Below are 25,158 nucleotides of genomic sequence, written 5' to 3' on the forward strand. Positions count from 1 at the left end.
GGACGAGATTGAGAATTCATGTTCGACGGGATATCGGTTGGCCTCCGATAGCCGTCCGTTGCAGGCCCGGATGCAATTTTGAAGGAGCGACGATGGCTCAGCAGACCCTTTCGTTTAATGGTCGCAGGCGCGTACGCAAGTTTTTTGGTAAAATCCCTGAAGTCACGGAGATGCCGAACCTGATCGAGGTTCAAAAGGCATCCTATGACCAGTTTCTGATGGTTGAAGAGCCTAAGGGCGGCCGTCCGGACGAGGGCCTCAATGCGGTCTTCAAGTCCGTCTTCCCGATCACAGACTTCTCCGGCGCTTCGATGCTCGAGTTCGTGTCCTACGAATTCGATCCTCCGAAGTTCGACGTCGAGGAATGCCGTCAGCGCGATCTGACCTACGCAGCTCCCCTCAAGGTGACGCTGCGCCTCATCGTGTTCGATATCGACGAGGATACGGGCGCGAAGTCCATCAAGGACATCAAGGAACAGTCTGTCTACATGGGCGACATGCCGCTCATGACGGATAACGGTACGTTCATCGTCAACGGCACCGAGCGCGTTATCGTGTCTCAGATGCACCGTTCGCCGGGCGTCTTCTTCGACCATGACAAGGGCAAGAGCCACTCTTCCGGCAAGCTGCTTTTCGCAGCCCGCGTCATCCCCTATCGCGGTTCCTGGCTCGACATCGAATTCGACGCCAAGGACATCGTTTTTGCCCGTATCGACCGTCGCCGCAAGATCCCGGTATCGTCGCTGCTGATGGCGCTCGGCATGGACGGCGAGGAAATTCTCTCGACCTTCTATACCAAGTCGATCTACAAGCGTGACGACAAGGGCTGGCGCATTCCGTTCCAGCCTGAGACGCTGCGCGGCACCAAGAACCTTGCCGATCTCGTAGACGCTGACAGCGGTGAAGTTCTGGTCGAATCCGGCAAGAAGTTGACCCCGCGTCTGCTCAAGCAGCTGACCGAAAAGGGCGTCAAGGCTCTGCGCGCGACCGATGAAGACCTCATCGGTTCGTTCATCGCTGAAGATATCGTCAACCCGGAAACCGGTGAAATCTACCTGGAAGCCGGCGACGAACTGGATATGGCAATTGACGCCAAGTCCGGTGAGCGCAAGGGCACCCTGATCGATCTGATGAATCTCGGCTTCGACGAGATTCCGGTTCTCGGCATCGACCATATCAATGTCGGCGCCTATATCCGCAACACGCTTGCGGCCGACAAGAATGTCAGCCGTCAGGATGCGTTGTTCGACATCTATCGCGTTATGCGTCCCGGCGAACCGCCGACGATGGATTCTGCCGAAGCGATGTTCAACTCGCTGTTCTTCGATGCGGAGCGTTACGACCTGTCGGCTGTCGGCCGCGTCAAGATGAACATGCGCCTCGACCTTGATGCGCCTGATACGATGCGCGTCCTGCGCAAGGAGGACATCCTTGCGGTCGTTCGCATGCTCGTCGAGCTGCGTGACGGCAAGGGTGAAATCGACGACATCGACAACCTCGGCAACCGCCGTGTTCGTTCTGTCGGCGAACTGATGGAAAACCAGTACCGTCTCGGCCTGCTCCGCATGGAGCGCGCGATCAAGGAGCGCATGTCGTCGATCGAAATCGACACCGTCATGCCGCAGGATCTGATCAACGCCAAGCCGGCTGCTGCTGCCGTCCGCGAATTCTTCGGCTCGTCGCAGCTGTCGCAGTTCATGGACCAGGTGAACCCGCTTTCGGAAATCACCCACAAGCGCCGTCTTTCGGCTCTTGGCCCGGGTGGTCTGACCCGCGAGCGCGCAGGCTTCGAAGTCCGCGACGTTCATCCGACCCATTACGGCCGTATTTGCCCGATCGAAACGCCGGAAGGCCCGAACATCGGTCTGATCAACTCGCTTGCCACCTTCGCCCGCGTCAACAAGTACGGCTTCATTGAATCGCCTTACCGCAAGATCGTCGACGGTGTCGTGACCAAGGAAGTGCTTTACCTCTCCGCAATGGAAGAGGCGAAGTATTATGTCGCGCAGGCAAACTCCGAGCTGACGTCGGACGGTTCGTTTGTTGAAGAGTTCGTGGTCTGCCGTCATGCCGGCGAAGTCATGCTGTCCCCGCGCGACACCATCAACCTGATGGACGTCTCGCCGAAACAGCTCGTCTCCGTCGCTGCGGCTCTGATCCCGTTCCTCGAAAACGACGACGCCAACCGCGCTCTGATGGGCTCGAACATGCAGCGTCAGGCCGTGCCTCTGGTGCGCGCCGAAGCGCCGTTCGTCGGTACCGGCATGGAACCGGTTGTTGCCCGTGACTCGGGTGCAGCGATTGCGGCACGCCGCAGCGGTGTGGTCGACCAGGTCGACGCGACGCGTATCGTTATCCGCGCCACCGAAGATCTCGATGCCGGCAAGTCCGGTGTTGACATCTACCGCCTGCAGAAGTTCCAGCGCTCCAACCAGAACACCTGCGTCAACCAGCGTCCGCTGGTGGCCGTCGGCGACATTCTGAACAAGGGCGACATCATCGCTGACGGTCCGTCGACCGACCTCGGTGACCTGGCGCTCGGCCGCAACGCGCTCGTCGCGTTCATGCCGTGGAACGGTTACAACTACGAAGACTCGATCCTGATGTCGGAACGCATCGTCGCTGACGACGTGTTCACCTCCATCCACATCGAGGAATTCGAAGTCGCTGCCCGTGATACCAAGCTTGGTCCGGAAGAAATCACCCGCGACATTCCGAACGTTTCGGAAGAAGCGCTGAAGAACCTCGACGAAGCCGGCATCGTCTATATCGGTGCGGAAGTTGCTCCTGGCGACATCCTCGTCGGCAAGATCACGCCGAAGGGCGAAAGCCCGATGACGCCGGAAGAAAAGCTTCTGCGCGCCATCTTCGGTGAAAAGGCCTCCGACGTTCGCGACACCTCCATGCGCATGCCTCCGGGCACGTTCGGAACGATCGTCGAAGTTCGCGTCTTCAACCGTCACGGCGTCGAAAAGGACGAACGTGCGATGGCGATCGAGCGTGAGGAAATCGAACGCCTCGCCAAGGACCGCGACGACGAACAGGCGATCCTCGACCGTAACGTCTACGGTCGTCTGGTCGACATGCTGCGTGGTCAGATGTCTGTTGCCGGTCCGAAGGGCTTCAAGAAGGGCATCGAGCTTTCGAACGCCGTCGTCTCCGAATATCCCCGCTCGCAGTGGTGGATGTTCGCTGTCGAGGACGAGAAGGTCCAGGGCGAGATCGAAGCGCTTCGTGGCCAGTACGACGAGTCGAAGTCGCTGCTCGAGCATCGCTTCATGGACAAGGTCGAAAAGGTCCAGCGCGGCGATGAAATGCCTCCGGGCGTCATGAAGATGGTCAAGGTCTTCGTCGCTGTGAAGCGCAAGATCCAGCCGGGCGACAAGATGGCCGGCCGTCACGGTAACAAGGGCGTTGTCTCGCGTATCGTGCCTGTCGAAGACATGCCGTTCCTCGAGGACGGTACCCATGTCGACATCTGCTTGAACCCGCTCGGCGTGCCGTCGCGCATGAACGTCGGTCAGATCCTCGAAACCCACCTTGCCTGGGCTTGCGCCGGCATGGGTAAGAAGATCGGCGAAATGCTCGACGAGTACCGCAAGACCATGGACATCACGAACCTGAAGACGGTTCTGACGGACGTGTATTCCAGTGAAGCCAAGGACGAAGTCGCACACTTCGACGACGACTCTCTCGTCAAGCTGGCCGAACAGTCCCGCAAGGGCGTCTCCATCGCAACGCCGGTCTTCGACGGTGCGCATGAGCCGGACGTTGCTGCGATGCTGACCAAGGCTGGTCTGCATTCGTCGGGTCAGTCGGTCCTGTACGATGGTCGTACCGGTGAGCCCTTCGACCGCAAGGTCACTGTCGGCTACATGTACATGATCAAGCTGAACCATCTCGTGGACGACAAGATCCACGCGCGTTCGATCGGTCCGTACTCGCTCGTCACCCAGCAGCCGCTCGGTGGTAAGGCGCAGTTCGGCGGCCAGCGTTTCGGGGAAATGGAAGTCTGGGCTCTGGAAGCCTATGGCGCTGCCTACACCCTGCAGGAAATGCTGACCGTGAAGTCGGACGACGTGGCCGGCCGTACCAAGGTCTACGAGGCGATCGTCCGTGGCGACGACACGTTCGAGGCCGGCATTCCGGAGAGCTTCAACGTTCTCGTCAAGGAAATGCGGTCGCTTGGTCTGTCCGTCGAGCTGGAGAACTCGAAGATCGAGACTCCGGAAGGTCAGCTGCCCGACGCAGCCGAATAATATTTTGACAACGGCGTGCGTGAGAAATCGCGCACGCCATTCCCTCCCTGATCGGACCCACCGGTCGGGGAAGGGGAGTTTCGCCGCATTTGGCGTCTATTGTCATTAAGGGTCAGGTTCGGCAGCCCGGGAATTTGCCGAAACCGCGACCCATCTGAGGGCTCTAAGCCCCATCAAGGAGACAGGCATGAACCAAGAGGTCATGAACCTTTTCAATCCGACAGTGCCCGCACAGCACTTCGATTCGATCCGCATCTCGATTGCGAGCCCGGAAAAGATTCTGTCGTGGTCCTACGGCGAAATCAAAAAGCCGGAAACCATCAACTACCGTACGTTCAAGCCTGAGCGCGACGGCCTGTTCTGCGCGCGCATCTTTGGACCGATCAAGGACTACGAATGCTTGTGCGGCAAGTACAAGCGTATGAAATACAAGGGCATCATCTGCGAAAAGTGCGGCGTCGAAGTCACGCTGTCGCGCGTTCGCCGTGAGCGCATGGGCCATATCGAGCTCGCCGCTCCGGTTGCCCATATCTGGTTCCTGAAGTCGCTTCCTTCGCGTATCTCGACATTGCTCGACATGACGCTGAAGGATGTCGAGCGCGTTCTCTATTTCGAGAACTACATCGTCACCGAGCCCGGCCTGACTGCTTTGAAGGAGAACCAGCTTCTCTCCGAAGAAGAGTACATGATCGCCATCGACGAATATGGTGAAGATCAGTTCACGGCGATGATCGGTGCGGAAGCCATCTACGAGATGCTCGCCTCGATGCAGCTCGACAAGATCGCCGGCGACCTGCGCACCGATCTGGCTGAGACCACCTCGGATCTCAAGCAGAAGAAGCTGATGAAGCGCTTGAAGATCGTCGAGAACTTCATCGAATCCGGCAACCGCCCGGAATGGATGATCATGAAGGTCGTACCTGTCATCCCGCCGGACCTGCGCCCGCTGGTTCCGCTCGATGGCGGCCGTTTCGCGACGTCTGACCTGAACGATCTCTATCGCCGCGTCATCAACCGTAACAACCGTCTGAAGCGCCTGATCGAACTGCGCGCTCCGGGCATCATCATCCGCAACGAAAAGCGCATGCTGCAGGAATCTGTAGACGCGCTGTTCGACAACGGCCGTCGTGGCCGCGTCATCACCGGTGCCAACAAGCGTCCGCTGAAGTCGCTGTCCGACATGCTCAAGGGCAAGCAGGGTCGCTTCCGCCAGAACCTTCTCGGCAAGCGAGTCGACTATTCCGGCCGCTCGGTTATCGTGACGGGTCCGGAACTGAAGCTGCACCAGTGCGGCCTGCCGAAGAAGATGGCGCTCGAGCTGTTCAAGCCGTTCATCTACGCCCGTCTTGACGCCAAGGGCTTCTCGTCCACCGTCAAGCAGGCCAAGAAGCTGGTCGAAAAGGAAAAGCCGGAAGTCTGGGATATCCTCGACGAGGTCATCCGCGAGCATCCGGTTCTGTTGAACCGCGCACCGACGTTGCACCGCCTGGGCATCCAGGCCTTCGAACCGATCCTGGTCGAAGGCAAGGCCATCCAGCTGCACCCGCTCGTCTGCACGGCCTTCAACGCCGACTTCGACGGTGACCAGATGGCCGTTCACGTGCCGCTGTCGCTCGAAGCCCAGCTCGAAGCCCGCGTCCTGATGATGTCGACGAACAACATCCTGCACCCTGCAAACGGTGCACCGATCATCGTTCCGTCGCAGGACATGGTTCTCGGTCTCTACTATCTGTCGATCATGAACCAGAACGAACCGGGCGAAGGCATGGCTTTCTCCGACATGGGCGAACTGCACCATGCTCTGGAAAACAAGGTCGTCACCCTGCATTCCAAGATCAAGGGCCGTTTCAAGACCATGGATGCCGACGGCAAGTTGGTTTCCAAGATCTATGACACGACGCCTGGTCGCCTGATCATCGGCGAACTTCTGCCGAAGAACGTCAACGTGCCTTACGAAACCTGCAACCAGGAAATGACCAAGAAGAACATCTCCAAGATGATCGACACGGTCTACCGTCATTGCGGTCAGAAGGACACGGTGATCTTCTGCGACCGGATCATGCAGCTCGGCTTTACCCATGCTTGCCGCGCCGGCATTTCGTTCGGCAAGGACGACATGATCATCCCGGACAGCAAGGTCAAGATCGTCGGCGACACCGAAGCTCTCGTCAAGGAATACGAGCAGCAGTACAATGACGGCCTGATCACTCAGGGCGAAAAGTACAACAAGGTCGTCGACGCCTGGGGCAAGGCAACCGAAAAGGTCGCCGAAGACATGATGGCCCGCATTAAGGCTATCGAGTTCGATCCGGAAACCAAGCGCCAGAAGCCGATGAACGCCATCTACATGATGTCGCACTCGGGTGCCCGTGGTTCTCCGAACCAGATGCGCCAGCTGGGCGGCATGCGCGGCCTGATGGCAAAACCGTCGGGTGAGATCATCGAGACCCCGATCATCTCGAACTTCAAGGAAGGCCTGACCGTTAACGAGTACTTCAACTCGACCCACGGTGCCCGTAAGGGTCTCGCAGACACCGCCTTGAAGACGGCTAACTCCGGTTACCTGACCCGTCGTCTCGTCGACGTGGCCCAGGACTGCATCGTCAACCTCGTGGATTGCGGTACCGATACCGGCCTCACCATGACTGCCATCGTCGATGCCGGTCAGGTTGTTGCTTCGATCGGTGTTCGCGTTCTCGGACGTACCGCCCTCGACAATATCGACCATCCGGTCACGGGTGAGCGTATCGTTGATGCCGGCAAGATGATCCTCGAGCCGGATGTCATCGAGATTGAAAAGGCTGGCATCCAGTCGATCCGCATCCGCTCCGCATTGACCTGCGCGGTACAGACGGGCGTTTGCTCGGTCTGCTACGGCCGTGACCTTGCGCGCGGTACGCCGGTCAACATGGGCGAAGCAGTCGGCGTTATCGCGGCTCAGTCGATCGGCGAGCCGGGCACGCAGCTGACCATGCGTACGTTCCACCTTGGTGGTACGGCAAACGTGGTTGACCAGTCGTTCCTGGAAGCCTCCTACGAAGGCACGATCCAGATCAAGAACCGCAACATGCTGCGCAACTCGGAAGGCGTTCTCGTCGCGATGGGCCGCAACATGGCGGTGACCATTCTTGACGAGCGTGGCGTCGAGCGTTCTTCGCAGCGCGTCGCATACGGTTCGAAGATCTTTGTCGATGACGGTGACAAGGTTAAGCGTGGTCAGCGTTTCGCCGAGTGGGACCCCTACACACGCCCGATGATGACGGAAGTCGCCGGTACGGTTCAGTTCGAAGACGTGGTCGACTCGATCTCGGTTTCGGAATCCACCGACGAATCCACCGGTATCACCAAGCGTCAGGTTATCGACTGGCGTTCGACCCCGCGCGGTGTGGACCTCAAGCCTGCGATCGTCATCAAGGATGATGCCGGCAACATCCTGAAGCTGGCCCGTGGCAGCGATGCTCGCTTCAACCTCTCGGTTGATGCGATCCTGTCGGTCGAACCGGGTCAGAAGATTGCTCAGGGTGACGTGCTTGCACGTATCCCGATGGAAAGCGCCAAGACCAAGGACATCACCGGTGGTCTGCCGCGCGTCGCAGAACTGTTCGAAGCCCGTCGTCCGAAGGACCATGCCATCATCGCTGAGATTGATGGTACGATCCGCCTCGGCCGCGACTACAAGAACAAGCGTCGCGTCATGATCGAACCTGCCGAAGATGGCGTCGAAGCAGTCGAATACCTGATCCCGAAGGGCAAGCCTTTCCATCTTCAGGATGGCGACTACATCGAAAAGGGCGACTACATCCTCGACGGCAATCCTGCGCCGCACGACATTCTGGCGATCAAGGGCGTGGAGGCACTCGCTTCTTACCTCGTGAACGAAATCCAGGAAGTCTACCGACTGCAGGGCGTTGTCATCAACGACAAGCATATCGAAGTCATCGTCCGTCAGATGCTTCAGAAGGTCGAGATCACCGACAGTGGCGACAGCCAGTACATCGTCGGTGACAATGTCGACCGGATCGAGCTGGACGATGCCAACGACGCGCTGATCGAAGAAGGCAAGAAGCCTGCCTATGGCGATCCGGTTCTTCTCGGCATCACCAAGGCATCGCTGCAGACGCCGTCCTTCATCTCGGCCGCATCCTTCCAGGAAACCACCAAGGTTCTCACGGAAGCTGCGATCGCCGGCAAGGTGGACACGCTGCAGGGCCTGAAGGAAAACGTCATCGTCGGCCGTCTTATCCCGGCCGGTACCGGCGGCACCATGACGCAGATCCGCCGTATCGCCACCTCGCGCGACGAGCTCATCCTCGAAGAGCGCAAGAAGGGCACCGGATCGGATACAGCGACACCGATGCTGCGGGACATGAACACGGAAACGACGCCTGCCGAATAAGGCAGGCGAGGGGCCACGCGCCCCGCCGGTTCAACCTTTGTGATATAGAAACGCCCGGAGCAATCTGGGCGTTTTTTTTGTTTTGAATAGATCTAGACTATTGATTGAGGACAAAGCAGCAGATTGGAGAGGTTCTAAGCTTCCCGAATTCGACGACGAATGGAGGCTCGAATGAAACGCTTTTTCTCATCTGCCGCTATCTGTCTGTTGCTGGCGACGACCGCTTTCGCTGCAGACATCAATCCCGCCGATCTACGCCAGCAGGCCCAGGACATCTTCAAGCCGCTCCCGTCAACGGTTCCGGCAGTCAAGGGCAACAAGATTACCGCGGAAAAGATCACGCTCGGCAAGGCATTGTTCTTCGACCCGCGCATGTCCGCTTCGGGTGTGTTTTCCTGCTATTCCTGCCACAACCTTACGACCGGTGGTGACGATAATCTGGAAACGTCCATCGGCCATGGCTGGCAGAAGGGGCCGCGCAACGCACCGACCGTCTTCAACGCCGTCTTTAACATCGCCCAGTTCTGGGATGGCCGGGCGGAAGACTTGAAGGCGCAGGCCAAGGGGCCCGTTCAGGCGGGTGTCGAGATGGCCAATACGCCGGGCCAGGTGGTCGCCACGCTGAAATCGATGCCGCAATATGACGAGTGGTTCAAGGCGGCTTTCCCCGGCGAAGCCGACCCGGTGACCTTCGACAATTTCGCCAAGGCGATCGAGGCCTTCGAGGCAACGCTGATCACGCCGGCACCTTTCGATGCCTTTTTGAATGGTGATGACGATGCGATGACTGCCGAAGCCAAACAGGGATTGTCGGTTTTCATCGAGACCGGCTGCGCATCCTGTCACAACGGCATCAATGTCGGTGGCGAGGCCTATTATCCCTTCGGCCTGATCGAAAAGCCTGGCGCCGACGTCTTGCCGGAAAAGGACAAGGGGCGTTTTGCGGTCACCAATACGGCAGATGACAGCTATGTCTTTCGCGCCGGTCCGCTCCGCAACATCGCCCTGACCGCCCCGTATTTCCATTCAGGCAAGGTTTGGGATCTGAAGCAGGCCGTCGCGATCATGGGGACATCCCAACTTGGGGAAAAGCTCGAGGACAAGGATGTCGATCTGATCGTTGCCTTCCTCAATTCGCTGACGGGTAGGGCTCCGGAAGTGGTTTATCCGGTGCTGCCAGCCGAAACGGGAACCACGCCGCGGCCGACAGGTGTCGTTCGTTCGGCGAATTAGGGCAGGGCGGCATCCCTGGTCATTCATGCCGAGACACAAGACCGCGCCGGATAAAGCGCGGTCTTGCCAATTCCAGCGAAACTCAGTCGAAGCGGATGATCGCCACTTCTCCTTCGAGCGCGCCCTGATAGGCCGACGCATGCGGTTCTTCCGGCGGCTCTTCCTGCAGCACGCCGATCTGGTCGAGATCGGCTTCGAGGAAACCTTCCTCGGTCAGCGCGTTCAACGCTTCGCGGACCGCCGAATCGTCGTCCGGAGCTCGCAGCATGATGTGAAGTTCGACACCTTCACCGCCCTTCGTCTCGTAACCCTTGCCGATGATGATGAAAATCATCGGCTCATCGCTGTTGTCATTGTCGGCGGGCGAAATCATGATAGTCTCCTGAATAGGTGCTCTTGGGACCCAAGGCGATCGGAAGAGGAAAGTTCCCTCATCCCATAGACTCGTCTCCGGCGATTCCCAAACACAATCCGCAATCGTCCTCCGTCGTGACGGATGAGTGACCGCTGCGGTGGAGGAAACCCCGGCAAACAGGGCTTCAGGGCATTATTTTAGGCCCCGCCCTTGACGCAGAAGGGTTAAGACAGTAAACGCCCGGCATCAGATGCGATGTGAGACTTGCGCATCCGGAGTGCCAAAATTCCGGAGTTCGTCTCAAACAGGCTTCTAAAACGCACGAAGACTAAAAGAATGCTGCACGCATGACGCATTTCTGATGCGTCCTCTGCCTTCCGTGGTCCATCCGTACAGGGATTGGGCCACGTTTGTGTATGAGGGATGTGGGTGCTTCAGCCGGAAACGGCACCAGGATGGTTCCGCAAGGGGCTTTGAAGAAGATTTTGCAAGGGATGGTTATATGCCTACCGTAAACCAGCTGATCCGTAAGCCGCGTCAGGCAAACGTAAAGCGCAATAAGGTTCCTGCCCTGCAGGAAAACCCGCAGAAGCGTGGCGTTTGCACGCGCGTCTACACCACGACCCCGAAGAAGCCGAACTCGGCTCTGCGTAAGGTTGCCAAGATCCGTCTGACCAATGGCTTCGAAGTCATCGGCTACATTCCGGGTGAAGGCCACAACCTGCAGGAACACTCTGTCGTCATGATCCGTGGCGGCCGCGTAAAGGACTTGCCGGGCGTTCGTTACCACATCATCCGCGGCGTTCTCGATACCCAGGGTGTCAAGAACCGTAAGCAGCGCCGTTCGAAGTACGGTGCAAAGCGTCCGAAGTAATCCTTCGGACCTTGAATTTATCAATCCGGCGCTGCGCGAGGTTCTCCGCGTGATGAAGCGCCCGTAACGTTTAGAGACGAGATTAGTATGTCCAGACGCCATCGTGCAGAGAAGCGTGAGATCAACCCGGACCCGAAGTTCGGCGACCTGATCGTCACCAAGTTCATGAATGCCATCATGCTCCACGGCAAGAAGTCCGTAGCTGAAAGCATTGTTTACGGCGCATTTGACGCTGTGCAGGGCAAGGCCAAGGCCGACCCGCTGGGTATCTTCCATTCGGCGCTCGACAATGTCGCGCCGCATGTCGAAGTTCGCTCGCGTCGTGTTGGTGGTGCGACCTATCAGGTTCCGGTTGACGTGCGTCCGGAGCGCCGCCAGGCCCTCGCAATTCGCTGGCTGATCACTGCAGCCCGCAAGCGCAATGAAACCACCATGATCGATCGTCTTTCGGGCGAACTCATGGATGCCGCAAACAACCGTGGCTCGGCCGTCAAGAAGCGTGAAGACACGCACAAGATGGCAGACGCGAACCGCGCATTCTCGCATTATCGCTGGTAATCTTAACCGATCGAATTTCGAAAGGCAGTCATTATGGCTCGCGAATATAAAATCGAAGACTACCGCAACTTCGGTATCATGGCGCATATCGACGCCGGCAAGACCACGACCACCGAGCGTATTCTTTATTACACCGGCAAGTCGCACAAGATCGGCGAAGTTCATGATGGCGCCGCCACCATGGACTGGATGGAGCAGGAGCAGGAGCGTGGCATCACGATCACCTCCGCTGCCACCACGACCTTCTGGAAGGGTCGCGACGGCACCATGCGCCGCTTCAACATCATCGACACCCCCGGCCACGTCGACTTCACCATCGAAGTCGAACGTTCGCTGCGCGTTCTCGACGGTGCGGTTGCTCTTCTCGATGCAAACGCCGGCGTAGAGCCGCAGACGGAAACCGTCTGGCGTCAGGCTGAGAAGTACAACGTTCCGCGCATGATCTTCTGCAACAAGATGGACAAGACCGGCGCGGACTTCTACCGCTCGGTCGAAATGATCAAGACCCGTCTGGGCGCGATCGCTGTCGTCATGCAGCTGCCGATCGGTGCGGAAACTGAATTCAAGGGCGTTGTCGACCTGATCGAGATGAATGCTCTCGTATGGCGCGACGAATCCCTCGGTGCGGCCTGGGATGTCGTTGAAATCCCGGACGACCTGAAGGAAAAGGCTGCCGAATATCGCGAGAAGATGATCGAACAGGTCGTCGAAGTCGATGAAGAAGCGCTGGAAGCCTACCTGAACGGCGACATGCCGGACAACGACAAGATCCGCGCCCTGGTTCGCCGCGGTACGATCGACGTCAAGTTCCACCCGATGTTCTGCGGCACTGCCTTCAAGAACAAGGGCGTTCAGCCGCTGCTCGACGCCGTTGTCGAATACCTGCCTTCGCCGCTGGATATCCCGGCGATCAAGGGCATCGACTTCAAGACCGAAGCAGAAATCGAGCGTCACGCTGACGATGCCGAGCCGCTTTCGATGCTGGCGTTCAAGATCATGAACGACCCCTTCGTTGGTTCGCTGACCTTCGCGCGCATCTACTCCGGCAAGCTCGAAAAGGGTACGTCGGTTCTGAACACGGTCAAGGACAAGCGCGAGCGTGTCGGCCGTATGCTGCAGATGCATTCCAACAGCCGTGAAGACATCGAAGAAGCCTTTGCAGGCGACATCGTTGCTCTCGCTGGCCTCAAGGAAACCACCACTGGCGATACGCTCTGCGATCCGCTGAAGCCGGTTATCCTCGAGCGCATGGAATTCCCCGAGCCGGTCATCCAGATCGCGATCGAGCCGAAGTCCAAGGGCGACCAGGAAAAGATGGGCCTCGCGCTCAACCGCCTGGCAGCAGAAGATCCGTCGTTCCGCGTCAAGACCGACCAGGAATCCGGCCAGACGATCATCGCCGGCATGGGCGAACTTCACCTCGACATTCTCGTCGACCGTATGCGTCGCGAGTTCAAGGTTGAAGCCAACGTCGGTGCTCCGCAGGTTGCCTACCGCGAAACCATCACGCGTCAGCACGAAGAAGATTACACGCACAAGAAGCAGTCCGGTGGTACCGGTCAGTTCGCGCGCGTCAAGATTGTCTTCGAACCGAACCCTGAAGGCGAAGACTTCAAGTTCGAATCCAAGATCGTCGGTGGTTCTGTTCCGAAGGAATACATCCCGGGCGTTCAGAAGGGTATCGAAAGCGTCCTGTCTTCCGGTCCGCTCGCTGGCTTCCCGATGCTCGGCGTCAAGGCCACCCTCATCGATGGTGCCTTCCATGACGTCGACTCCTCGGTCCTCGCCTTCGAAATCGCATCGCGTGCCTGCTTCCGTGAAGCAGCCAAGAAGGCCGGCGCTCAGCTGCTCGAGCCGATGATGAAGGTCGAAGTCGTAACGCCGGAAGATTACGTCGGTGACGTTATCGGCGACCTGAACTCGCGTCGTGGCCAGATCCAGGGCCAGGAACAGCGCGGCATCGCGATCGTGATCAATGCTCACGTACCGCTCGCCAACATGTTCAAGTATGTCGACAACCTGCGCTCCATGTCGCAGGGCCGTGCACAGTATTCGATGACCTTCGATCACTACGCACCGGTTCCGTCGAACGTCGCGACCGAAATCCAGGCGAAGTATTCCGGCCAGAAGTAACCGGAATACCGATCCAGAAATACGCCCCGGTCACGCGCCGGGGCGATCACATGAATGAGAGCCCTCCGGGTTCAGACAAATTATGGAGAGCCTGTAATGGCAAAGAGCAAGTTTGAGCGCAACAAGCCTCACGTTAACATCGGCACGATTGGTCACGTTGACCACGGCAAGACGTCGTTGACGGCAGCGATCACGAAATACTTCGGTGAATACAAGGCGTATGACCAGATCGACGCTGCTCCGGAAGAAAAGGCGCGCGGCATCACCATCTCGACGGCGCACGTTGAGTATGAGACGCCGGCTCGCCACTACGCCCACGTTGACTGCCCCGGCCACGCCGACTACGTCAAGAACATGATCACCGGTGCCGCGCAGATGGACGGCGCGATCCTGGTTTGCTCGGCCGCCGACGGCCCGATGCCGCAGACCCGCGAGCACATCCTGCTTGCTCGTCAGGTTGGCGTTCCGGCTCTGGTCGTGTTCCTCAACAAGGTCGACCAGGTCGACGACGCGGAACTTCTCGAACTCGTCGAAATGGAAGTTCGCGAACTTCTGTCGTCCTACGACTTCCCGGGCGACGATGTTCCTGTCGTCAAGGGTTCGGCTCTGGCTGCTCTCAACGATTCTGACAAGACGATCGGTGAAGACGCGATCCGCGAGCTGATGGCTGCTGTCGACGCCTACATCCCGACGCCTGAGCGTCCGATCGACCAGCCGTTCCTGATGCCGATCGAAGACGTGTTCTCGATCTCGGGTCGTGGTACGGTTGTGACCGGTCGCGTCGAGCGCGGCATCGTCAAGGTTGGCGAAGAAGTCGAAATCGTCGGCATCAAGGCAACCTCGAAGACGACGGTTACCGGCGTTGAAATGTTCCGCAAGCTGCTCGACCAGGGCCAGGCCGGCGACAACATCGGTGCGCTCGTTCGCGGCGTCCAGCGTGACGGCGTCGAGCGTGGCCAGATCCTGTGCAAGCCGGGCTCTGTCAAGCCGCACAAGAAGTTCATGGCTGAAGCCTACATCCTGACGAAGGAAGAAGGCGGCCGTCATACGCCGTTCTTCACCAACTACCGTCCGCAGTTCTACTTCCGCACGACGGACGTGACGGGCATCGTTTCGCTGCCGGAAGGCACGGAAATGGTTATGCCTGGCGACAACGTCACGGTTCAGGTTGAACTGATCGTTCCGATCGCGATGGAAGAAAAGCTGCGCTTCGCAATCCGCGAAGGCGGCCGCACCGTCGGCGCCGGCATCGTTGCCTCGATCATCGAGTAATCGATAAGGGCAGGGCGGTATCTACCGATACCGCCCGCTTCAATTTTTTTTAAGCAAGTGGCGATTAGCGACTTGCTTATGACACAAAAACATAGCAAATGGCGCGCAAGCGCGATTTGCGCCTGCTTCGCTATGGCGGCGCAGGAAGTTGCACAAGAATTTAAGGTGGGCCTTCGGGCCTGAAGGCTGGAAGTGGGCGCCTGCTGGAAGCGGTGTCCTCTTCGATCTTTGAAACCGGTGATCCGCCTTAGGTAAACGAACAACCCGTGCCATCACGTTTGGTCTCGGGAGAACAGAAAACAAGGATAACGTCGAATGAACGGCCAAAATATCCGCATTCGCCTTAAGGCATTCGATCACCGTATTCTCGACGCTTCTACGCGCGAGATCGTGTCGACGGCGAAGCGCACCGGAGCAAGTGTCCGGGGCCCCGTTCCGCTTCCGACCCGCATCGAGAAGTTTACGGTTAACCGGTCCCCCCACATCGACAAGAAGAGCCGCGAGCAGTTCGAGATGCGCACTCATAAGCGCCTTCTCGATATCGTTGACCCGACACCTCAGACGGTGGACGCGCTGATGAAGCTCGACCTCGCCGCAGGCGTCGATGTTGAGATCAAGCTCTGAGAAATCAGAGCTGAGTTGGAAGGATTGAACCGATGCGTTCAGGTGTAATTGCACAAAAGATTGGGATGACCCGCGTCTATAACGACGCCGGTGAGCATATCCCGGTAACCGTATTGCGTCTCGACAGCTGCCAGGTTGTTGCACACCGTACCGTAGAAAAGAACGGCTACACGGCTGTTCAGCTCGGTGCAGGCGTTGCCAAGGTGAAGAACACCTCCAAGGCTATGCGTGGCAACTTTGCCATCGCCAATGTCGAGCCGAAGTCGAAGCTCGTCGAGTTTCGCGTTTCTGAAGACAACATGATCGAAGTCGGCGCTGAGCTGAAGGCCGATCATTTTGCTGCTGGTCAGCTGGTCGACGTGACCGGTACTTCGATCGGTAAGGGCTTTGCCGGCGCCATGAAGCGCCATAACTTCGGCGGTCTGCGCGCAACCCACGGCGTTTCCGTTTCGCACCGTTCGCACGGTTCGACCGGTAACAACCAGGATCCGGGCAAGGTCTGGAAGGGCAAGCGTATGGCTGGTCACATGGGCAGCACGCGCATCACCACCCAGAACCTCGAAGTCGTGTCCACCGATGAAGGCCGCGGCCTGATCCTCGTCAAGGGTGCCGTCCCCGGCTCCAAGGGCGCCTGGATCGTTGTTCGCGATGCCGTCAAGTCGGCAGCGAAGTAAGGGAACCAAGCACATGGAATTCAACGTCAAGACCCTCGAGGGAAAAGACGCCGGCAAGGTCTCCCTGTCGGACGCGATTTTCGGCCTCGACCCGCGCGAGGATATCCTCGCCCGCATGGTTCGTTACCAGCTCGCCAAGAAGCAGCAGGGCACGCACAAGACGCTTACGCGCGCTGAAGTTTCGCGCACCGGCGCCAAGATGTTCAAGCAGAAGGGTACGGGCCGCGCTCGTCACCATTCGGCTCGCGCTCCGCAGTTCCGCGGTGGTGGTAAGGCTCACGGCCCGGTTACCCGGAGCCATGCCTTCGACCTGCCGAAGAAGGTTCGCGCTCTGGCCCTGCGTCACGCGCTCTCTGCCAAGCTGAAGTCCGAAGATCTGATCGTCATCGACGACCTGGTTTCGACCGAAGCAAAGACCAAGGCTCTCGTCGGCACGTTCGCGTCGCTCGGCCTGACCAATGCTCTGGTCATCGGCGGCGCCGAGATCGACACCAACTTCAAGCTCGCAGCCCAGAACATCCCGAACGTCGATGTTCTGCCTGTTCAGGGCATCAACGTTTACGACATTCTGCGTCGCGGCAAGCTCGTGCTGTCGAAGGCCGCAGTTGAAGCTCTAGAGGAGCGTTTCAAGTGACCGATCTTCGCCACTATGATGTGATCGTATCTCCCTCGATCACCGAAAAGTCGACCCTGCTGTCCGAGCAGAACCAGGTCGTCTTCAACGTTGCCAAGACTGCTTCCAAGCCCGAGATCAAGGCTGCCGTAGAAGCTCTCTTCGGTGTGAAAGTCACTGCCGTCAATACGCTGGTCCGTTTGGGCAAAACGAAGCGCTTCAAGGGCTTCATCGGTAAGCAGAAGGACGTCAAGAAGGCTGTTGTCACCCTGGCCGAAGGTCAGACGATCGACATCTCCACCGGTCTCTGAGGTAAAGAAAAATGGCACTGAAAAGCTATAATCCGACGACCCCGAGCCAGCGTCAGCTGGTCATCGTCGACCGTTCGGGCCTGTGGAAGGGTAAGCCTGTCAAGGCGCTCACCGAAGGTCTTTCCAAGAGCGGCGGCCGTAACAACAACGGCCGCATCACCGCCCGCTTCATCGGCGGCGGTCACAAGCGTACCTACCGCCTGGTCGACTTCAAGCGTCGCAAGTTCGACGTTGAAGGTACGGTCGAGCGTCTGGAATACGACCCGAACCGCTCTGCGTTCATCGCGCTCGTCACCTATGCCGACGGCGAACAGGCCTACATCATCGCTCCGCAGCGTCTTGCTGCCGGCGACAAGGTCATCGCTTCCGACAAGGCTGTCGACGTCAAGCCCGGCAACACCATGCCGCTGCAGTACATCCCGGTTGGCTCGATCGTTCATAACGTTGAGATGAAGCCGGGCAAGGGTGGCCAGATCGCGCGTTCGGCTGGCACCTATGTACAGCTCGTCGGTCGTGATAGCGGCATGGCTATCCTTCGTCTGAACTCTGGCGAGCAGCGTCTCGTCCCGGGTTCCTGCCTTGCTTCGATTGGCGCCGTATCCAACCCGGATCACGGCAACATCAACGACGGTAAGGCCGGTCGTACCGTATGGCGTGGCAAGCGTCCGCATAACCGCGGCGTTGTCATGAACCCGGTCGACCACCCGCACGGCGGTGGTGAAGGTCGCACCTCGGGTGGCCGTCATCCGGTTTCGCCTTGGGGCAAGCCCACCAAGGGCAAGCGCACACGTTCGAACAAGTCCACGGATAAGTTCATCATGCGCTCGCGCCACGTGAAGAAGTAAGAGAGGAAGTCGTTCAATGGCTCGTTCAGTATGGAAAGGTCCGTTTGTTGACGGCTATCTTCTCGCGAAGGCTGAGAAGGTACGTGAAGGCGGCCGCAACGAAGTGATCAAGATGTGGAGCCGTCGCTCCACCATCTTGCCGCAGTTCGTCGGTCTGACCTTCGGCGTCTACAATGGCTCCAAGCACATCCCGGTTAATGTCAACGAAGACATGGTCGGTCATAAATTCGGTGAATTCGCTCCCACCCGGACCTATTACGGTCATGGCGCGGACAAGAAGGCGAAGAGGAAGTAGTCATGGCTAAGGCAAAGACCGAACGCCGGCTGAAGGACAACGAGGCACAGGCAATCGCCCGTACTCTCCGCGTCAGCCCGCAGAAGCTGAACCTGGTTGCCGCCATGATCCGCGGCAAGAAGGTTGAACGTGCGCTCGCAGAACTCGAGTTCTCGCGTAAGCGTATCGCAAGCACGGTGAAGAAGACTCTCGAGTCCGCTATCGCCAACGCTGAAAACAACCATGACCTCGACGTCGACTCCTTGATCGTCGCCGAAGCCTATGTCGGCAAGTCGATCACCATGAAGCGTTTCCACGCTCGTGGCCGTGGCCGCGCCTCGCGCATTGAAAAGCCGTTCGCGCATCTGACGATCGTCGTGCGCGAAGTCGAGGAAAAAGGGGAGGCCGCATAATGGGTCAGAAAATCAATCCTATCGGTTTCCGCCTCGGCATTAACCGTACCTGGGACAGCCGTTGGTTCGCCGACAATGCCGAATACGGCCAGCTGCTCCATGAGGACCTGAAGATTCGTGCATACCTCATGCAGGAACTCAAGCAGGCCGGCATCGCCAAGGTGGTCATCGAGCGTCCGCACAAGAAGTGCCGCGTCACGATCCACTCGGCTCGTCCGGGCCTGATCATCGGCAAGAAGGGCGCCGACATCGAAAAGCTTCGCAAGAAGATCGCTTCGATGACCAATTCCGAAACGCACCTCAACATTGTTGAAGTGCGCAAGCCGGAAGTCGACGCAACTCTGGTTGCCCAGTCGATCGCCCAGCAGCTCGAGCGCCGCGTGGCTTTCCGCCGTGCGATGAAGCGTGCTGTTCAGTCCGCAATGCGTCTTGGCGCCGAAGGCATCAAGATCACCTGCGCAGGCCGTCTCGGCGGCGCGGAAATCGCTCGTACCGAATGGTACCGCGAAGGCCGCGTTCCGCTTCACACGCTGCGCGCCGACATCGACTACGGGACGGCTGAAGCCGAAACCGCATTCGGTATTTGCGGCATCAAGGTATGGATCTTCAAGGGCGAGATCCTTGAGCATGATCCGATGGCTTCCGAACGCCGCGCGCTGGAAGGCGACGCTCAGGGTCCGGCAAGCCGTGAGCGTGGCGACCGTGGCGACCGTCGCCGCGAGCGCGAAAACGCTTGATTGACGCTGGCGAAAGATAAGCTCGGAGAAGTAATAAAATGTTGCAGCCAAAGCGTACCAAGTACCGCAAGCAGTTCAAAGGTCGCATCAAGGGTGTGGCCAAGGGCGGCTTCGATCTGGCATTCGGCGAATTCGGCCTGAAGGCTCAGGAACCGAACCGCGTGAACGCCCGCGAAATCGAGGCGGCTCGCCGCGCGATTACGCGTTACATGAAGCGCGCGGGTCGAGTTTGGATCCGCGTATTTCCTGATGTTCCGGTCACTGCCAAGCCTACCGAAGTTCGTATGGGTAAGGGCAAGGGTTCGGTCGAATACTGGGCTTGCAAGGTCAAGCCTGGTCGTATCATGTTCGAGATCGACGGCGTTTCGGAAGAAATCGCGCGCGAGGCACTTCGCCTCGGTTCTGCCAAGCTCTCGGTCACGACGCGCTTCGTTCAGCGCATCGCAGAGTAAGGAGAAGGCACGATGAAAGCCGAAGACGTACGCGGCCTCAGCGCCGACCAGCTCAAGGACAAGCTCGCCGACCTTAAGAAAGAGCAGTTCAACCTGCGCTTCCAGAAGGCCACCGGTCAGCTCGAGAAGTCCTCGCGCATCACCGAAGTCCGCAAGGACATCGCTCGCGTGAAAACCATTGCCCGCCAGAAGGCGGCAGAAGCCAAGGCCTAAGGAAAAATAATATGCCAAAACGCATTCTGCAGGGCGTTGTCGTTTCCGACAAGAACGAGAAGACCGTTGTTGTCCGCGTCGAGCGCCGCTTCGCGCACCCGCTGCTTCAGAAGACCGTTCGCCGGTCCAAGAAGTACAAGGCGCATGACGAAAGCAACCAGTACAAGGTTGGTGATGTTGTTTCCATCGAGGAATGCGCACCGATTTCCAAGGATAAGCGCTGGACGGTAATTGCCGCCCAGGCTTAAAACGACCAGGATGTTCCGCCAGGCCCTTGCGTCTGGCGGAGAATCCTGTATGAAGCACGCCACTGGCGTAGAACGCTCGGAAACGGGCGTTCTTTTGCTTTGAGCGCACGGAAGGTCCCTTTCAGGGAAACCACCTTGGCAAGACCCATCCAGCGCACACTGAAGATCTGTTCATTGCCGGCTCCGGGCGTTTTTTCGCTTGGATGCTCCGGTCATTAGAAAAAGGCGACCTGACATGATTCAGATGCAAACAAACCTCGACGTGGCGGATAATTCCGGCGCACGTCGTGTCATGTGCATCAAGGTGCTGGGCGGCTCCAAGCGCAAGTACGCTTCGGTCGGCGACATTATCGTCGTTTCGATCAAGGAAGCTATTCCGCGCGGCCGCGTGAAGAAGGGCGACGTGATGAAGGCGGTTGTTGTGCGTACCGCTAAAGACATCCGTCGCGCCGACGGCAGCGTCATCCGCTTCGACAACAACGCAGCGGTCCTCATCGACAACAAAAAAGAGCCGATCGGCACCCGTATCTTCGGACCGGTTCCGCGCGAACTTCGCGCCAAGAACCACATGAAGATCATCTCGCTGGCTCCAGAAGTACTGTAAGGAGCGGGACCCATGCAGAAGATTAAGAAGGGCGACAACGTCGTCATCCTCGCCGGCAAGGACAAGGGCCGTACCGGTGAAGTTCTCCAGGTTATGCCGAAGGAAGACCGTGCGGTCGTCCGTGGCATCAACATGGTGAAGCGCCACCAGCGTCAGACACAGACTCAGGAAGCTGGCATCATCAACAAGGAAGCATCCATCCATCTGTCGAACATCGCAGTTGCTGCGAAAGACGGTAAGCCGACCCGCGTTGGCTTCTCTGTCGTCGACGGTAAGAAGGTGCGTGTAGCCAAGCGTACGGGAGATGTCATCGATGGCTGAGGCAAAGTATGAGCCGCGGCTCAAGACGGAATACGTAAGCCGCATCCGCGCTGCGCTGCAGGAGCAGTTCTCCTTCGCCAACGAGATGATGATCCCCAAGATGGACAAGATCGTCATCAACATGGGCGTTGGTGAAGCCACTGCCGACAGCAAGAAGCCTACGATTGCTGCAGCCGACCTCGCAGCGATTGCCGGCCAGAAGCCTGTCATCACGCGCGCTCGCAACTCGATTGCCGGCTTCAAGGTTCGTGAAGACATGCCGATCGGCGCGAAGGTTACTCTCCGCGGCGCCCGCATGTATGAATTCATGGATCGCCTGGTCAATATCGCGCTTCCGCGCGTTCGCGACTTTCGCGGCCTGAATCCGAAGTCCTTCGATGGTCGTGGCAACTTTGCCATGGGCCTCAAGGAGCACATTGTGTTCCCGGAAATCAACTACGACAAGGTTGATCAGATGTGGGGCATGGACATCATCGTTTGCACGACGGCTACCAACGACGACGAAGCTCGGGCTCTCCTGAAAGAGTTCAACTTCCCGTTCCGCACGTAACCGTAACGACGAGCGTTAAAAAGGAACTACGATATGGCGAAGACCAGCGCAGTTGAAAAGAACAAGCGCCGCCGCAAGACAGTTGCCGACCATGCCGCCAAGCGCGCTGCATTGAAGGCAACCATCATGAACCAGGAACTTCCGATCGAAGAACGGTTCAAGGCAACTCTGAAGCTCGCTTCCCTGCCGCGCGATGGCTCGAAGACGCGTATCCGCAACCGTTGTGAAGTCACCGGTCGCCCGCGCGCTTTCTATCGCAAGCTCAAGATGTCGCGTATTGCGCTTCGTGAGCTCGGCAACCTCGGCAAGGTGCCGGGTATTGTTAAGTCGAGCTGGTAAGGAGATCGTTCGATGACCATGACTGATCCCTTGGGCGATATGCTCACCCGCATCCGCAATGGCGCTTCCCGCCGCAAGTCGACCGTCACGACGCCTGCTTCCAGGCTCCGTGCTCGCGTTCTCGACGTGCTCCAGGCTGAAGGCTACATCCGCGGTTACACGGAAACCGACTTCGGTAACGGCAAGGCCGAGATCGAAATCGAACTGAAGTATTACGAAGGCGCGTCGGTGATCCGTGAGATCGGCCGCGTGTCCAAGCCGGGCCGCCGAGTTTATGTCTCGGTCAAGTCCATTCCTCAGGTCGCGAACGGCCTCGGCATCACCATCCTTTCGACCCCGAAGGGCGTGATGGCCGATCACCAGGCTCGCGAACAGAACGTAGGCGGCGAGGTTCTTTGCTCGGTCTTCTAAGGCTGAGCAGAGATCTCCATAACGGACAGACAGGATAACAAAATGTCTCGTATCGGTAAGAAGCCCGTTCCGGTTCCTGCAGGCGTGACGGCTACCGTCGACGGCCAGAAGGTCACCGCAAAGGGCCCGAAGGGCGAACTTTTCTTCGTCGCCAATGACGAAGTGAAGGTCGAGTTCAACGACAACGCTGTATCGGTCACCCCGGTCGCTCAGACCAAGGATGCTCGTTCGAAGTGGGGCATGTCCCGCACGATGATCGAGAACATCTTCAAGGGTGTTAAGGACGGCTATGAGCGCAAGCTCGAAATCAACGGCGTCGGTTACCGCGCGTCGCTGCAGGGCAAGAACCTGCAGCTGGCACTCGGTTTCAGCCACGACGTTGTGTATCAGACGCCGGAAGGCATCACCATTGCCGTGCCGAAGCCGACGGAAATCATCGTCTCCGGTATCAATAAACAGCAGGTCGGTCAGGTAGCAGCGGAAATCCGCGAATACCGCGGTCCAGAGCCCTACAAGGGCAAAGGCGTCAAGTACGCTGAGGAACGGATCGTCCGCAAGGAAGGCAAGAAGAAGTAAGGACGCGGGATCATGGCAACCAGAAAAGAAGCACTCACCAAGCGTGCGAGCCGTGTTCGCCGTCAGATCAAGAAGGTCGCAAATGGCCGTCCGCGTCTGTCGGTTCACCGCTCCTCGAAGAACATCTACGTACAGGTCATCGACGACGTGGCCGGCCGCACGCTTGCTGCCGCCTCCACGCTCGACGTCGATCTGCGCAAGTCGCTGAAGACCGGTGCGGACGTTGCAGCAGCTGCTGCCGTCGGCAAGCTGGTCGCAGAGCGCGCCGAAAAGGCTGGCGTGAAGGAAGTCGTGTTCGATCGCGGCGCCTTCATCTACCACGGCCGTATCAAGGCACTTGCTGAAGCTGCCCGCGAAGGCGGCCTGAGCTTCTAAGAAATTTCGCCCGGTCTGCCTTTTGAAGAGGGCAGGCCGGGCGAATTGCGGTTCTGCCGCATCTCCTCCGGACCGTTGAACTGACGTGCCGGAAATAATGTGAACCTGCCGTTCCACCCGTAAAAGAAAAAGGACAAGGACAATGGCACAGGAAAGAAGAGGTTCGGGCAACGATCGCCAGAACCGCGAAGAACGCGATAGCGAATTCGTCGACAAGCTGGTCGCGATCAACCGCGTCGCCAAGGTCGTCAAGGGCGGCCGTCGTTTCGGTTTTGCTGCTCTCGTCGTCGTCGGCGACCAGAAGGGCCGCGTCGGCTTCGGTCATGGCAAGGCACGTGAAGTGCCGGAAGCCATCCGCAAGGCGACAGAAGCTGCCAAGCGCGAGCTGATCTTCGTACCGCTGCGCGACGGCCGTACGCTGCATCACGACGTCAATGGTCGTCACGGCGCAGGCAAGGTTCTGCTTCGTTCGGCCAAGGCTGGTACCGGTATCATCGCCGGCGGCCCGATGCGCGCCGTTTTCGAAACGCTCGGCGTTCATGACGTTGTTGCGAAGTCGACCGGTTCGTCGAACCCGTACAACATGATTCGTGCGACGTTCGATGCTCTCAAGCACCAGGTGCATCCGAAGGACGTGGCAGCTCAGCGTGGCATGAAGTATGCTACGCTTCAGGCTCGCCGTGCCGCTTCCGGCGTTGCATCGGAAGAATAAGAGGAGTCTGAACCATGGCTAAGGCTACGAAGAAGACTGAAGCAAAGACGATCACGGTCGAGCAGATCGGTTCGCCTATTCGCCGTCCGGCCGTCCAGCGCGCAACGCTGGTTGGTCTGGGCCTCAACAAGATGCACCGGGTAAGCACGCTGGAAGATACGCCTTCCGTTCGTGGCATGATCCGGGCTGTCCAGCATCTCGTTCGCGTCGTCGACGAGAAGTGAGACGGAGGAAACGATCATGAAACTGAATGAGATCAAGGACAACGAAGGCTCTTCGAAGGACCGCATCCGCGTAGGTCGCGGTATCGGTTCGGGCAAGGGCAAGACCGGTGGCCGCGGCGTCAAGGGTCAGAAGGCCCGTTCCGGCGTTGCCGTCAACGGCTTCGAAGGCGGTCAGATGCCAATCTACCGTCGTCTGCCGAAGCGTGGCTTCAACAACATCTTCGCATCTGAATACGTCACCGTTTCGGTTGGCCGTATCCAGGCAGCGCTCGATGCCAAGAAGCTCGACCCGAAGGCCACGATCGATGCAGCAGCTCTCAAGGCTGCCGGCGTCATCCGTCGCCTCAAGGACGGCGTTCGCGTCCTGTCCGGCGGCGAACTGACGACCAAGGTTACGATCGAAGTTGCCGGTGCCTCCAAGGCTGCCGTCGAAAAGATCGAAAAGGCTGGCGGTTCCGTCAAGCTGCTCGCTGCTGCAGAAACTGCCGCAGAGTAAAACGTTTAAAATCGCCCGGCGTGTGCTTCACACCGGGCGATTTTATGTCCATATGTGAGCCTCACG

Annotated in this window: 29 protein-coding genes; 28 read left to right on the forward strand and 1 reads right to left on the reverse strand. The window is 58.6% G+C overall.

The genetic code is table 11. From position 1 onward, the window contains the following. Positions 1-92: 92 nt before the first annotated feature. From rpoB to AC2GXZ_RS12815, 3 genes are all read left to right on the forward strand, one after another. A complete protein-coding gene (gene rpoB / locus AC2GXZ_RS12805; protein WP_483759561.1) occupies positions 93-4,259 on the forward strand; it encodes a DNA-directed RNA polymerase subunit beta in 4,167 nt (1,388 codons plus the stop codon). Between the two features lie 187 nt (positions 4,260-4,446). Further along, positions 4,447-8,655, forward strand: coding sequence for a DNA-directed RNA polymerase subunit beta' (gene rpoC, locus AC2GXZ_RS12810; RefSeq protein ID WP_483759562.1), 4,209 nt, complete (start codon positions 4,447-4,449; stop codon positions 8,653-8,655). Between the two features lie 171 nt (positions 8,656-8,826). Beyond that, the gene (locus AC2GXZ_RS12815; protein WP_483759563.1) at positions 8,827-9,888 is read left to right on the forward strand and encodes a cytochrome-c peroxidase; all 1,062 of its coding nucleotides are present in this window, start codon (positions 8,827-8,829) and stop codon (positions 9,886-9,888) included. 82 nt (positions 9,889-9,970) lie between these two features. Here the strand turns inward: AC2GXZ_RS12815 and AC2GXZ_RS12820 are convergent, their stop codons facing one another. Beyond that, complete coding sequence (locus AC2GXZ_RS12820) at positions 9,971-10,261, reverse strand: transcriptional regulator (protein WP_483759564.1); 291 nt, start codon at positions 10,259-10,261, stop codon at positions 9,971-9,973. Positions 10,262-10,745: 484 nt separating this feature from the next. Here AC2GXZ_RS12820 and rpsL point away from each other — a divergent pair, with 484 nt between their 5' ends. The 25 genes from rpsL (at position 10,746) to rplO (ending at position 25,092) form a co-directional block, all read left to right on the forward strand. Further along, complete coding sequence (gene rpsL, locus AC2GXZ_RS12825; protein ID WP_003547537.1) at positions 10,746-11,117, forward strand: 30S ribosomal protein S12; 372 nt, start codon at positions 10,746-10,748, stop codon at positions 11,115-11,117. Positions 11,118-11,204: 87 nt separating this feature from the next. Continuing rightward, a complete protein-coding gene (rpsG, locus tag AC2GXZ_RS12830; RefSeq protein WP_483759565.1) occupies positions 11,205-11,675 on the forward strand; it encodes a 30S ribosomal protein S7 in 471 nt (156 codons plus the stop codon). Between the two features lie 33 nt (positions 11,676-11,708). Beyond that, entirely contained in the window at positions 11,709-13,808 is a 2,100-nt protein-coding gene (gene fusA, locus AC2GXZ_RS12835; RefSeq protein ID WP_483759566.1) for an elongation factor G, read from the forward strand. 96 nt (positions 13,809-13,904) lie between these two features. Next, complete coding sequence (gene tuf, locus AC2GXZ_RS12840) at positions 13,905-15,080, forward strand: elongation factor Tu (RefSeq protein ID WP_483759553.1); 1,176 nt, start codon at positions 13,905-13,907, stop codon at positions 15,078-15,080. Positions 15,081-15,395: 315 nt separating this feature from the next. Continuing rightward, positions 15,396-15,704 (forward strand): 30S ribosomal protein S10, encoded by a 309-nt coding sequence (gene rpsJ, locus AC2GXZ_RS12845; RefSeq protein ID WP_003547547.1) that lies wholly within the window; start codon positions 15,396-15,398, stop codon positions 15,702-15,704. 32 nt (positions 15,705-15,736) lie between these two features. Beyond that, entirely contained in the window at positions 15,737-16,378 is a 642-nt protein-coding gene (gene rplC, locus AC2GXZ_RS12850; protein ID WP_483759567.1) for a 50S ribosomal protein L3, read from the forward strand. Between the two features lie 13 nt (positions 16,379-16,391). Continuing rightward, positions 16,392-17,012: a 50S ribosomal protein L4 gene (gene rplD / locus AC2GXZ_RS12855; RefSeq protein WP_483759568.1), complete on the forward strand. Its 621-nt coding sequence runs from the start codon at positions 16,392-16,394 to the stop codon at positions 17,010-17,012. Beyond that, positions 17,009-17,302: a 50S ribosomal protein L23 gene (locus tag AC2GXZ_RS12860; RefSeq protein WP_483759569.1), complete on the forward strand. Its 294-nt coding sequence runs from the start codon at positions 17,009-17,011 to the stop codon at positions 17,300-17,302. Before rplD ends, AC2GXZ_RS12860 begins: the two co-directional genes overlap by 4 nt. Before the next feature lie 11 nt (positions 17,303-17,313). Continuing rightward, a complete protein-coding gene (gene rplB / locus AC2GXZ_RS12865) occupies positions 17,314-18,147 on the forward strand; it encodes a 50S ribosomal protein L2 (RefSeq protein WP_483759570.1) in 834 nt (277 codons plus the stop codon). Positions 18,148-18,163: 16 nt separating this feature from the next. Continuing rightward, entirely contained in the window at positions 18,164-18,442 is a 279-nt protein-coding gene (gene rpsS / locus AC2GXZ_RS12870) for a 30S ribosomal protein S19 (protein ID WP_112454903.1), read from the forward strand. Positions 18,443-18,444: 2 nt separating this feature from the next. Further along, entirely contained in the window at positions 18,445-18,834 is a 390-nt protein-coding gene (rplV, locus tag AC2GXZ_RS12875) for a 50S ribosomal protein L22 (RefSeq protein ID WP_483759571.1), read from the forward strand. Further along, positions 18,834-19,571 carry a 30S ribosomal protein S3 gene (gene rpsC, locus AC2GXZ_RS12880; protein ID WP_483759572.1) on the forward strand — a complete coding sequence of 246 codons (738 nt, stop codon included), beginning with the start codon at positions 18,834-18,836 and terminating at the stop codon, positions 19,569-19,571. The genes rplV and rpsC overlap by 1 nt, the downstream gene beginning before the upstream one ends. A 38-nt stretch (positions 19,572-19,609) precedes the next feature. Beyond that, the gene (gene rplP, locus AC2GXZ_RS12885) at positions 19,610-20,023 is read left to right on the forward strand and encodes a 50S ribosomal protein L16 (RefSeq protein ID WP_093000489.1); all 414 of its coding nucleotides are present in this window, start codon (positions 19,610-19,612) and stop codon (positions 20,021-20,023) included. Positions 20,024-20,035: 12 nt separating this feature from the next. Beyond that, on the forward strand, positions 20,036-20,236 hold the full coding sequence (rpmC, locus tag AC2GXZ_RS12890; RefSeq protein ID WP_093000490.1) for a 50S ribosomal protein L29: 201 nt from the start codon (positions 20,036-20,038) through the stop codon (positions 20,234-20,236). Positions 20,237-20,247: 11 nt separating this feature from the next. After that, a complete protein-coding gene (gene rpsQ / locus AC2GXZ_RS12895; protein ID WP_483759573.1) occupies positions 20,248-20,484 on the forward strand; it encodes a 30S ribosomal protein S17 in 237 nt (78 codons plus the stop codon). Positions 20,485-20,719: 235 nt separating this feature from the next. Continuing rightward, a complete protein-coding gene (gene rplN, locus AC2GXZ_RS12900; protein ID WP_003495199.1) occupies positions 20,720-21,088 on the forward strand; it encodes a 50S ribosomal protein L14 in 369 nt (122 codons plus the stop codon). Positions 21,089-21,100: 12 nt separating this feature from the next. Beyond that, positions 21,101-21,409, forward strand: coding sequence for a 50S ribosomal protein L24 (gene rplX, locus AC2GXZ_RS12905; protein WP_483759574.1), 309 nt, complete (start codon positions 21,101-21,103; stop codon positions 21,407-21,409). Next, positions 21,402-21,959 carry a 50S ribosomal protein L5 gene (gene rplE / locus AC2GXZ_RS12910; RefSeq protein WP_483759575.1) on the forward strand — a complete coding sequence of 186 codons (558 nt, stop codon included), beginning with the start codon at positions 21,402-21,404 and terminating at the stop codon, positions 21,957-21,959. The genes rplX and rplE overlap by 8 nt, the downstream gene beginning before the upstream one ends. Positions 21,960-21,992: 33 nt before the next feature. Continuing rightward, positions 21,993-22,298, forward strand: coding sequence for a 30S ribosomal protein S14 (rpsN, locus tag AC2GXZ_RS12915; RefSeq protein WP_119939785.1), 306 nt, complete (start codon positions 21,993-21,995; stop codon positions 22,296-22,298). A 12-nt stretch (positions 22,299-22,310) separates the two neighbouring features. Continuing rightward, positions 22,311-22,709, forward strand: coding sequence for a 30S ribosomal protein S8 (rpsH, locus tag AC2GXZ_RS12920; RefSeq protein ID WP_471887391.1), 399 nt, complete (start codon positions 22,311-22,313; stop codon positions 22,707-22,709). Between the two features lie 42 nt (positions 22,710-22,751). After that, positions 22,752-23,285, forward strand: a complete 534-nt coding sequence (gene rplF, locus AC2GXZ_RS12925; RefSeq protein ID WP_483759576.1) for a 50S ribosomal protein L6 — start codon at positions 22,752-22,754, stop codon at positions 23,283-23,285. A 12-nt stretch (positions 23,286-23,297) separates the two neighbouring features. Continuing rightward, positions 23,298-23,660 (forward strand): 50S ribosomal protein L18, encoded by a 363-nt coding sequence (gene rplR, locus AC2GXZ_RS12930; protein ID WP_483759577.1) that lies wholly within the window; start codon positions 23,298-23,300, stop codon positions 23,658-23,660. 142 nt (positions 23,661-23,802) lie between these two features. Continuing rightward, a complete protein-coding gene (gene rpsE / locus AC2GXZ_RS12935) occupies positions 23,803-24,372 on the forward strand; it encodes a 30S ribosomal protein S5 (protein WP_483759578.1) in 570 nt (189 codons plus the stop codon). Between the two features lie 14 nt (positions 24,373-24,386). Beyond that, positions 24,387-24,596, forward strand: coding sequence for a 50S ribosomal protein L30 (gene rpmD / locus AC2GXZ_RS12940; RefSeq protein WP_483759579.1), 210 nt, complete (start codon positions 24,387-24,389; stop codon positions 24,594-24,596). A 16-nt stretch (positions 24,597-24,612) separates the two neighbouring features. Next, positions 24,613-25,092, forward strand: coding sequence for a 50S ribosomal protein L15 (gene rplO, locus AC2GXZ_RS12945; RefSeq protein ID WP_483759580.1), 480 nt, complete (start codon positions 24,613-24,615; stop codon positions 25,090-25,092). The last annotated feature ends 66 nt before the right edge of the window (positions 25,093-25,158 follow it).

It is taken from the genome of Aliirhizobium sp. YIM B11859, from assembly GCF_057163345.1.

Excerpts from the sequence above, each read along its gene's own strand:
- rpoB (WP_483759561.1), top strand. The coding sequence starts at position 93 with ATGGCTCAGCAGACCCTTTCGTTTAATGGTCGCAGGCGCGTACGCAAG.
- rpoC (WP_483759562.1), top strand. The coding sequence starts at position 4,447 with ATGAACCAAGAGGTCATGAACCTTTTCAATCCGACAGTGCCCGCACAG.
- AC2GXZ_RS12815 (WP_483759563.1), top strand. The coding sequence starts at position 8,827 with ATGAAACGCTTTTTCTCATCTGCCGCTATCTGTCTGTTGCTGGCGACG.
- AC2GXZ_RS12820 (WP_483759564.1), bottom strand. The coding sequence starts at position 10,261 with ATGATTTCGCCCGCCGACAATGACAACAGCGATGAGCCGATGATTTTC.
- rpsL (WP_003547537.1), top strand. The coding sequence starts at position 10,746 with ATGCCTACCGTAAACCAGCTGATCCGTAAGCCGCGTCAGGCAAACGTA.
- rpsG (WP_483759565.1), top strand. The coding sequence starts at position 11,205 with ATGTCCAGACGCCATCGTGCAGAGAAGCGTGAGATCAACCCGGACCCG.
- fusA (WP_483759566.1), top strand. The coding sequence starts at position 11,709 with ATGGCTCGCGAATATAAAATCGAAGACTACCGCAACTTCGGTATCATG.
- tuf (WP_483759553.1), top strand. The coding sequence starts at position 13,905 with ATGGCAAAGAGCAAGTTTGAGCGCAACAAGCCTCACGTTAACATCGGC.
- rpsJ (WP_003547547.1), top strand. The coding sequence starts at position 15,396 with ATGAACGGCCAAAATATCCGCATTCGCCTTAAGGCATTCGATCACCGT.
- rplC (WP_483759567.1), top strand. The coding sequence starts at position 15,737 with ATGCGTTCAGGTGTAATTGCACAAAAGATTGGGATGACCCGCGTCTAT.
- rplD (WP_483759568.1), top strand. The coding sequence starts at position 16,392 with ATGGAATTCAACGTCAAGACCCTCGAGGGAAAAGACGCCGGCAAGGTC.
- rplB (WP_483759570.1), top strand. The coding sequence starts at position 17,314 with ATGGCACTGAAAAGCTATAATCCGACGACCCCGAGCCAGCGTCAGCTG.
- rpsS (WP_112454903.1), top strand. The coding sequence starts at position 18,164 with ATGGCTCGTTCAGTATGGAAAGGTCCGTTTGTTGACGGCTATCTTCTC.
- rplV (WP_483759571.1), top strand. The coding sequence starts at position 18,445 with ATGGCTAAGGCAAAGACCGAACGCCGGCTGAAGGACAACGAGGCACAG.
- rpsC (WP_483759572.1), top strand. The coding sequence starts at position 18,834 with ATGGGTCAGAAAATCAATCCTATCGGTTTCCGCCTCGGCATTAACCGT.
- rplP (WP_093000489.1), top strand. The coding sequence starts at position 19,610 with ATGTTGCAGCCAAAGCGTACCAAGTACCGCAAGCAGTTCAAAGGTCGC.
- rpmC (WP_093000490.1), top strand. The coding sequence starts at position 20,036 with ATGAAAGCCGAAGACGTACGCGGCCTCAGCGCCGACCAGCTCAAGGAC.
- rpsQ (WP_483759573.1), top strand. The coding sequence starts at position 20,248 with ATGCCAAAACGCATTCTGCAGGGCGTTGTCGTTTCCGACAAGAACGAG.
- rplN (WP_003495199.1), top strand. The coding sequence starts at position 20,720 with ATGATTCAGATGCAAACAAACCTCGACGTGGCGGATAATTCCGGCGCA.
- rplX (WP_483759574.1), top strand. The coding sequence starts at position 21,101 with ATGCAGAAGATTAAGAAGGGCGACAACGTCGTCATCCTCGCCGGCAAG.
- rplE (WP_483759575.1), top strand. The coding sequence starts at position 21,402 with ATGGCTGAGGCAAAGTATGAGCCGCGGCTCAAGACGGAATACGTAAGC.
- rpsN (WP_119939785.1), top strand. The coding sequence starts at position 21,993 with ATGGCGAAGACCAGCGCAGTTGAAAAGAACAAGCGCCGCCGCAAGACA.
- rpsH (WP_471887391.1), top strand. The coding sequence starts at position 22,311 with ATGACCATGACTGATCCCTTGGGCGATATGCTCACCCGCATCCGCAAT.
- rplF (WP_483759576.1), top strand. The coding sequence starts at position 22,752 with ATGTCTCGTATCGGTAAGAAGCCCGTTCCGGTTCCTGCAGGCGTGACG.
- rplR (WP_483759577.1), top strand. The coding sequence starts at position 23,298 with ATGGCAACCAGAAAAGAAGCACTCACCAAGCGTGCGAGCCGTGTTCGC.
- rpsE (WP_483759578.1), top strand. The coding sequence starts at position 23,803 with ATGGCACAGGAAAGAAGAGGTTCGGGCAACGATCGCCAGAACCGCGAA.
- rpmD (WP_483759579.1), top strand. The coding sequence starts at position 24,387 with ATGGCTAAGGCTACGAAGAAGACTGAAGCAAAGACGATCACGGTCGAG.
- rplO (WP_483759580.1), top strand. The coding sequence starts at position 24,613 with ATGAAACTGAATGAGATCAAGGACAACGAAGGCTCTTCGAAGGACCGC.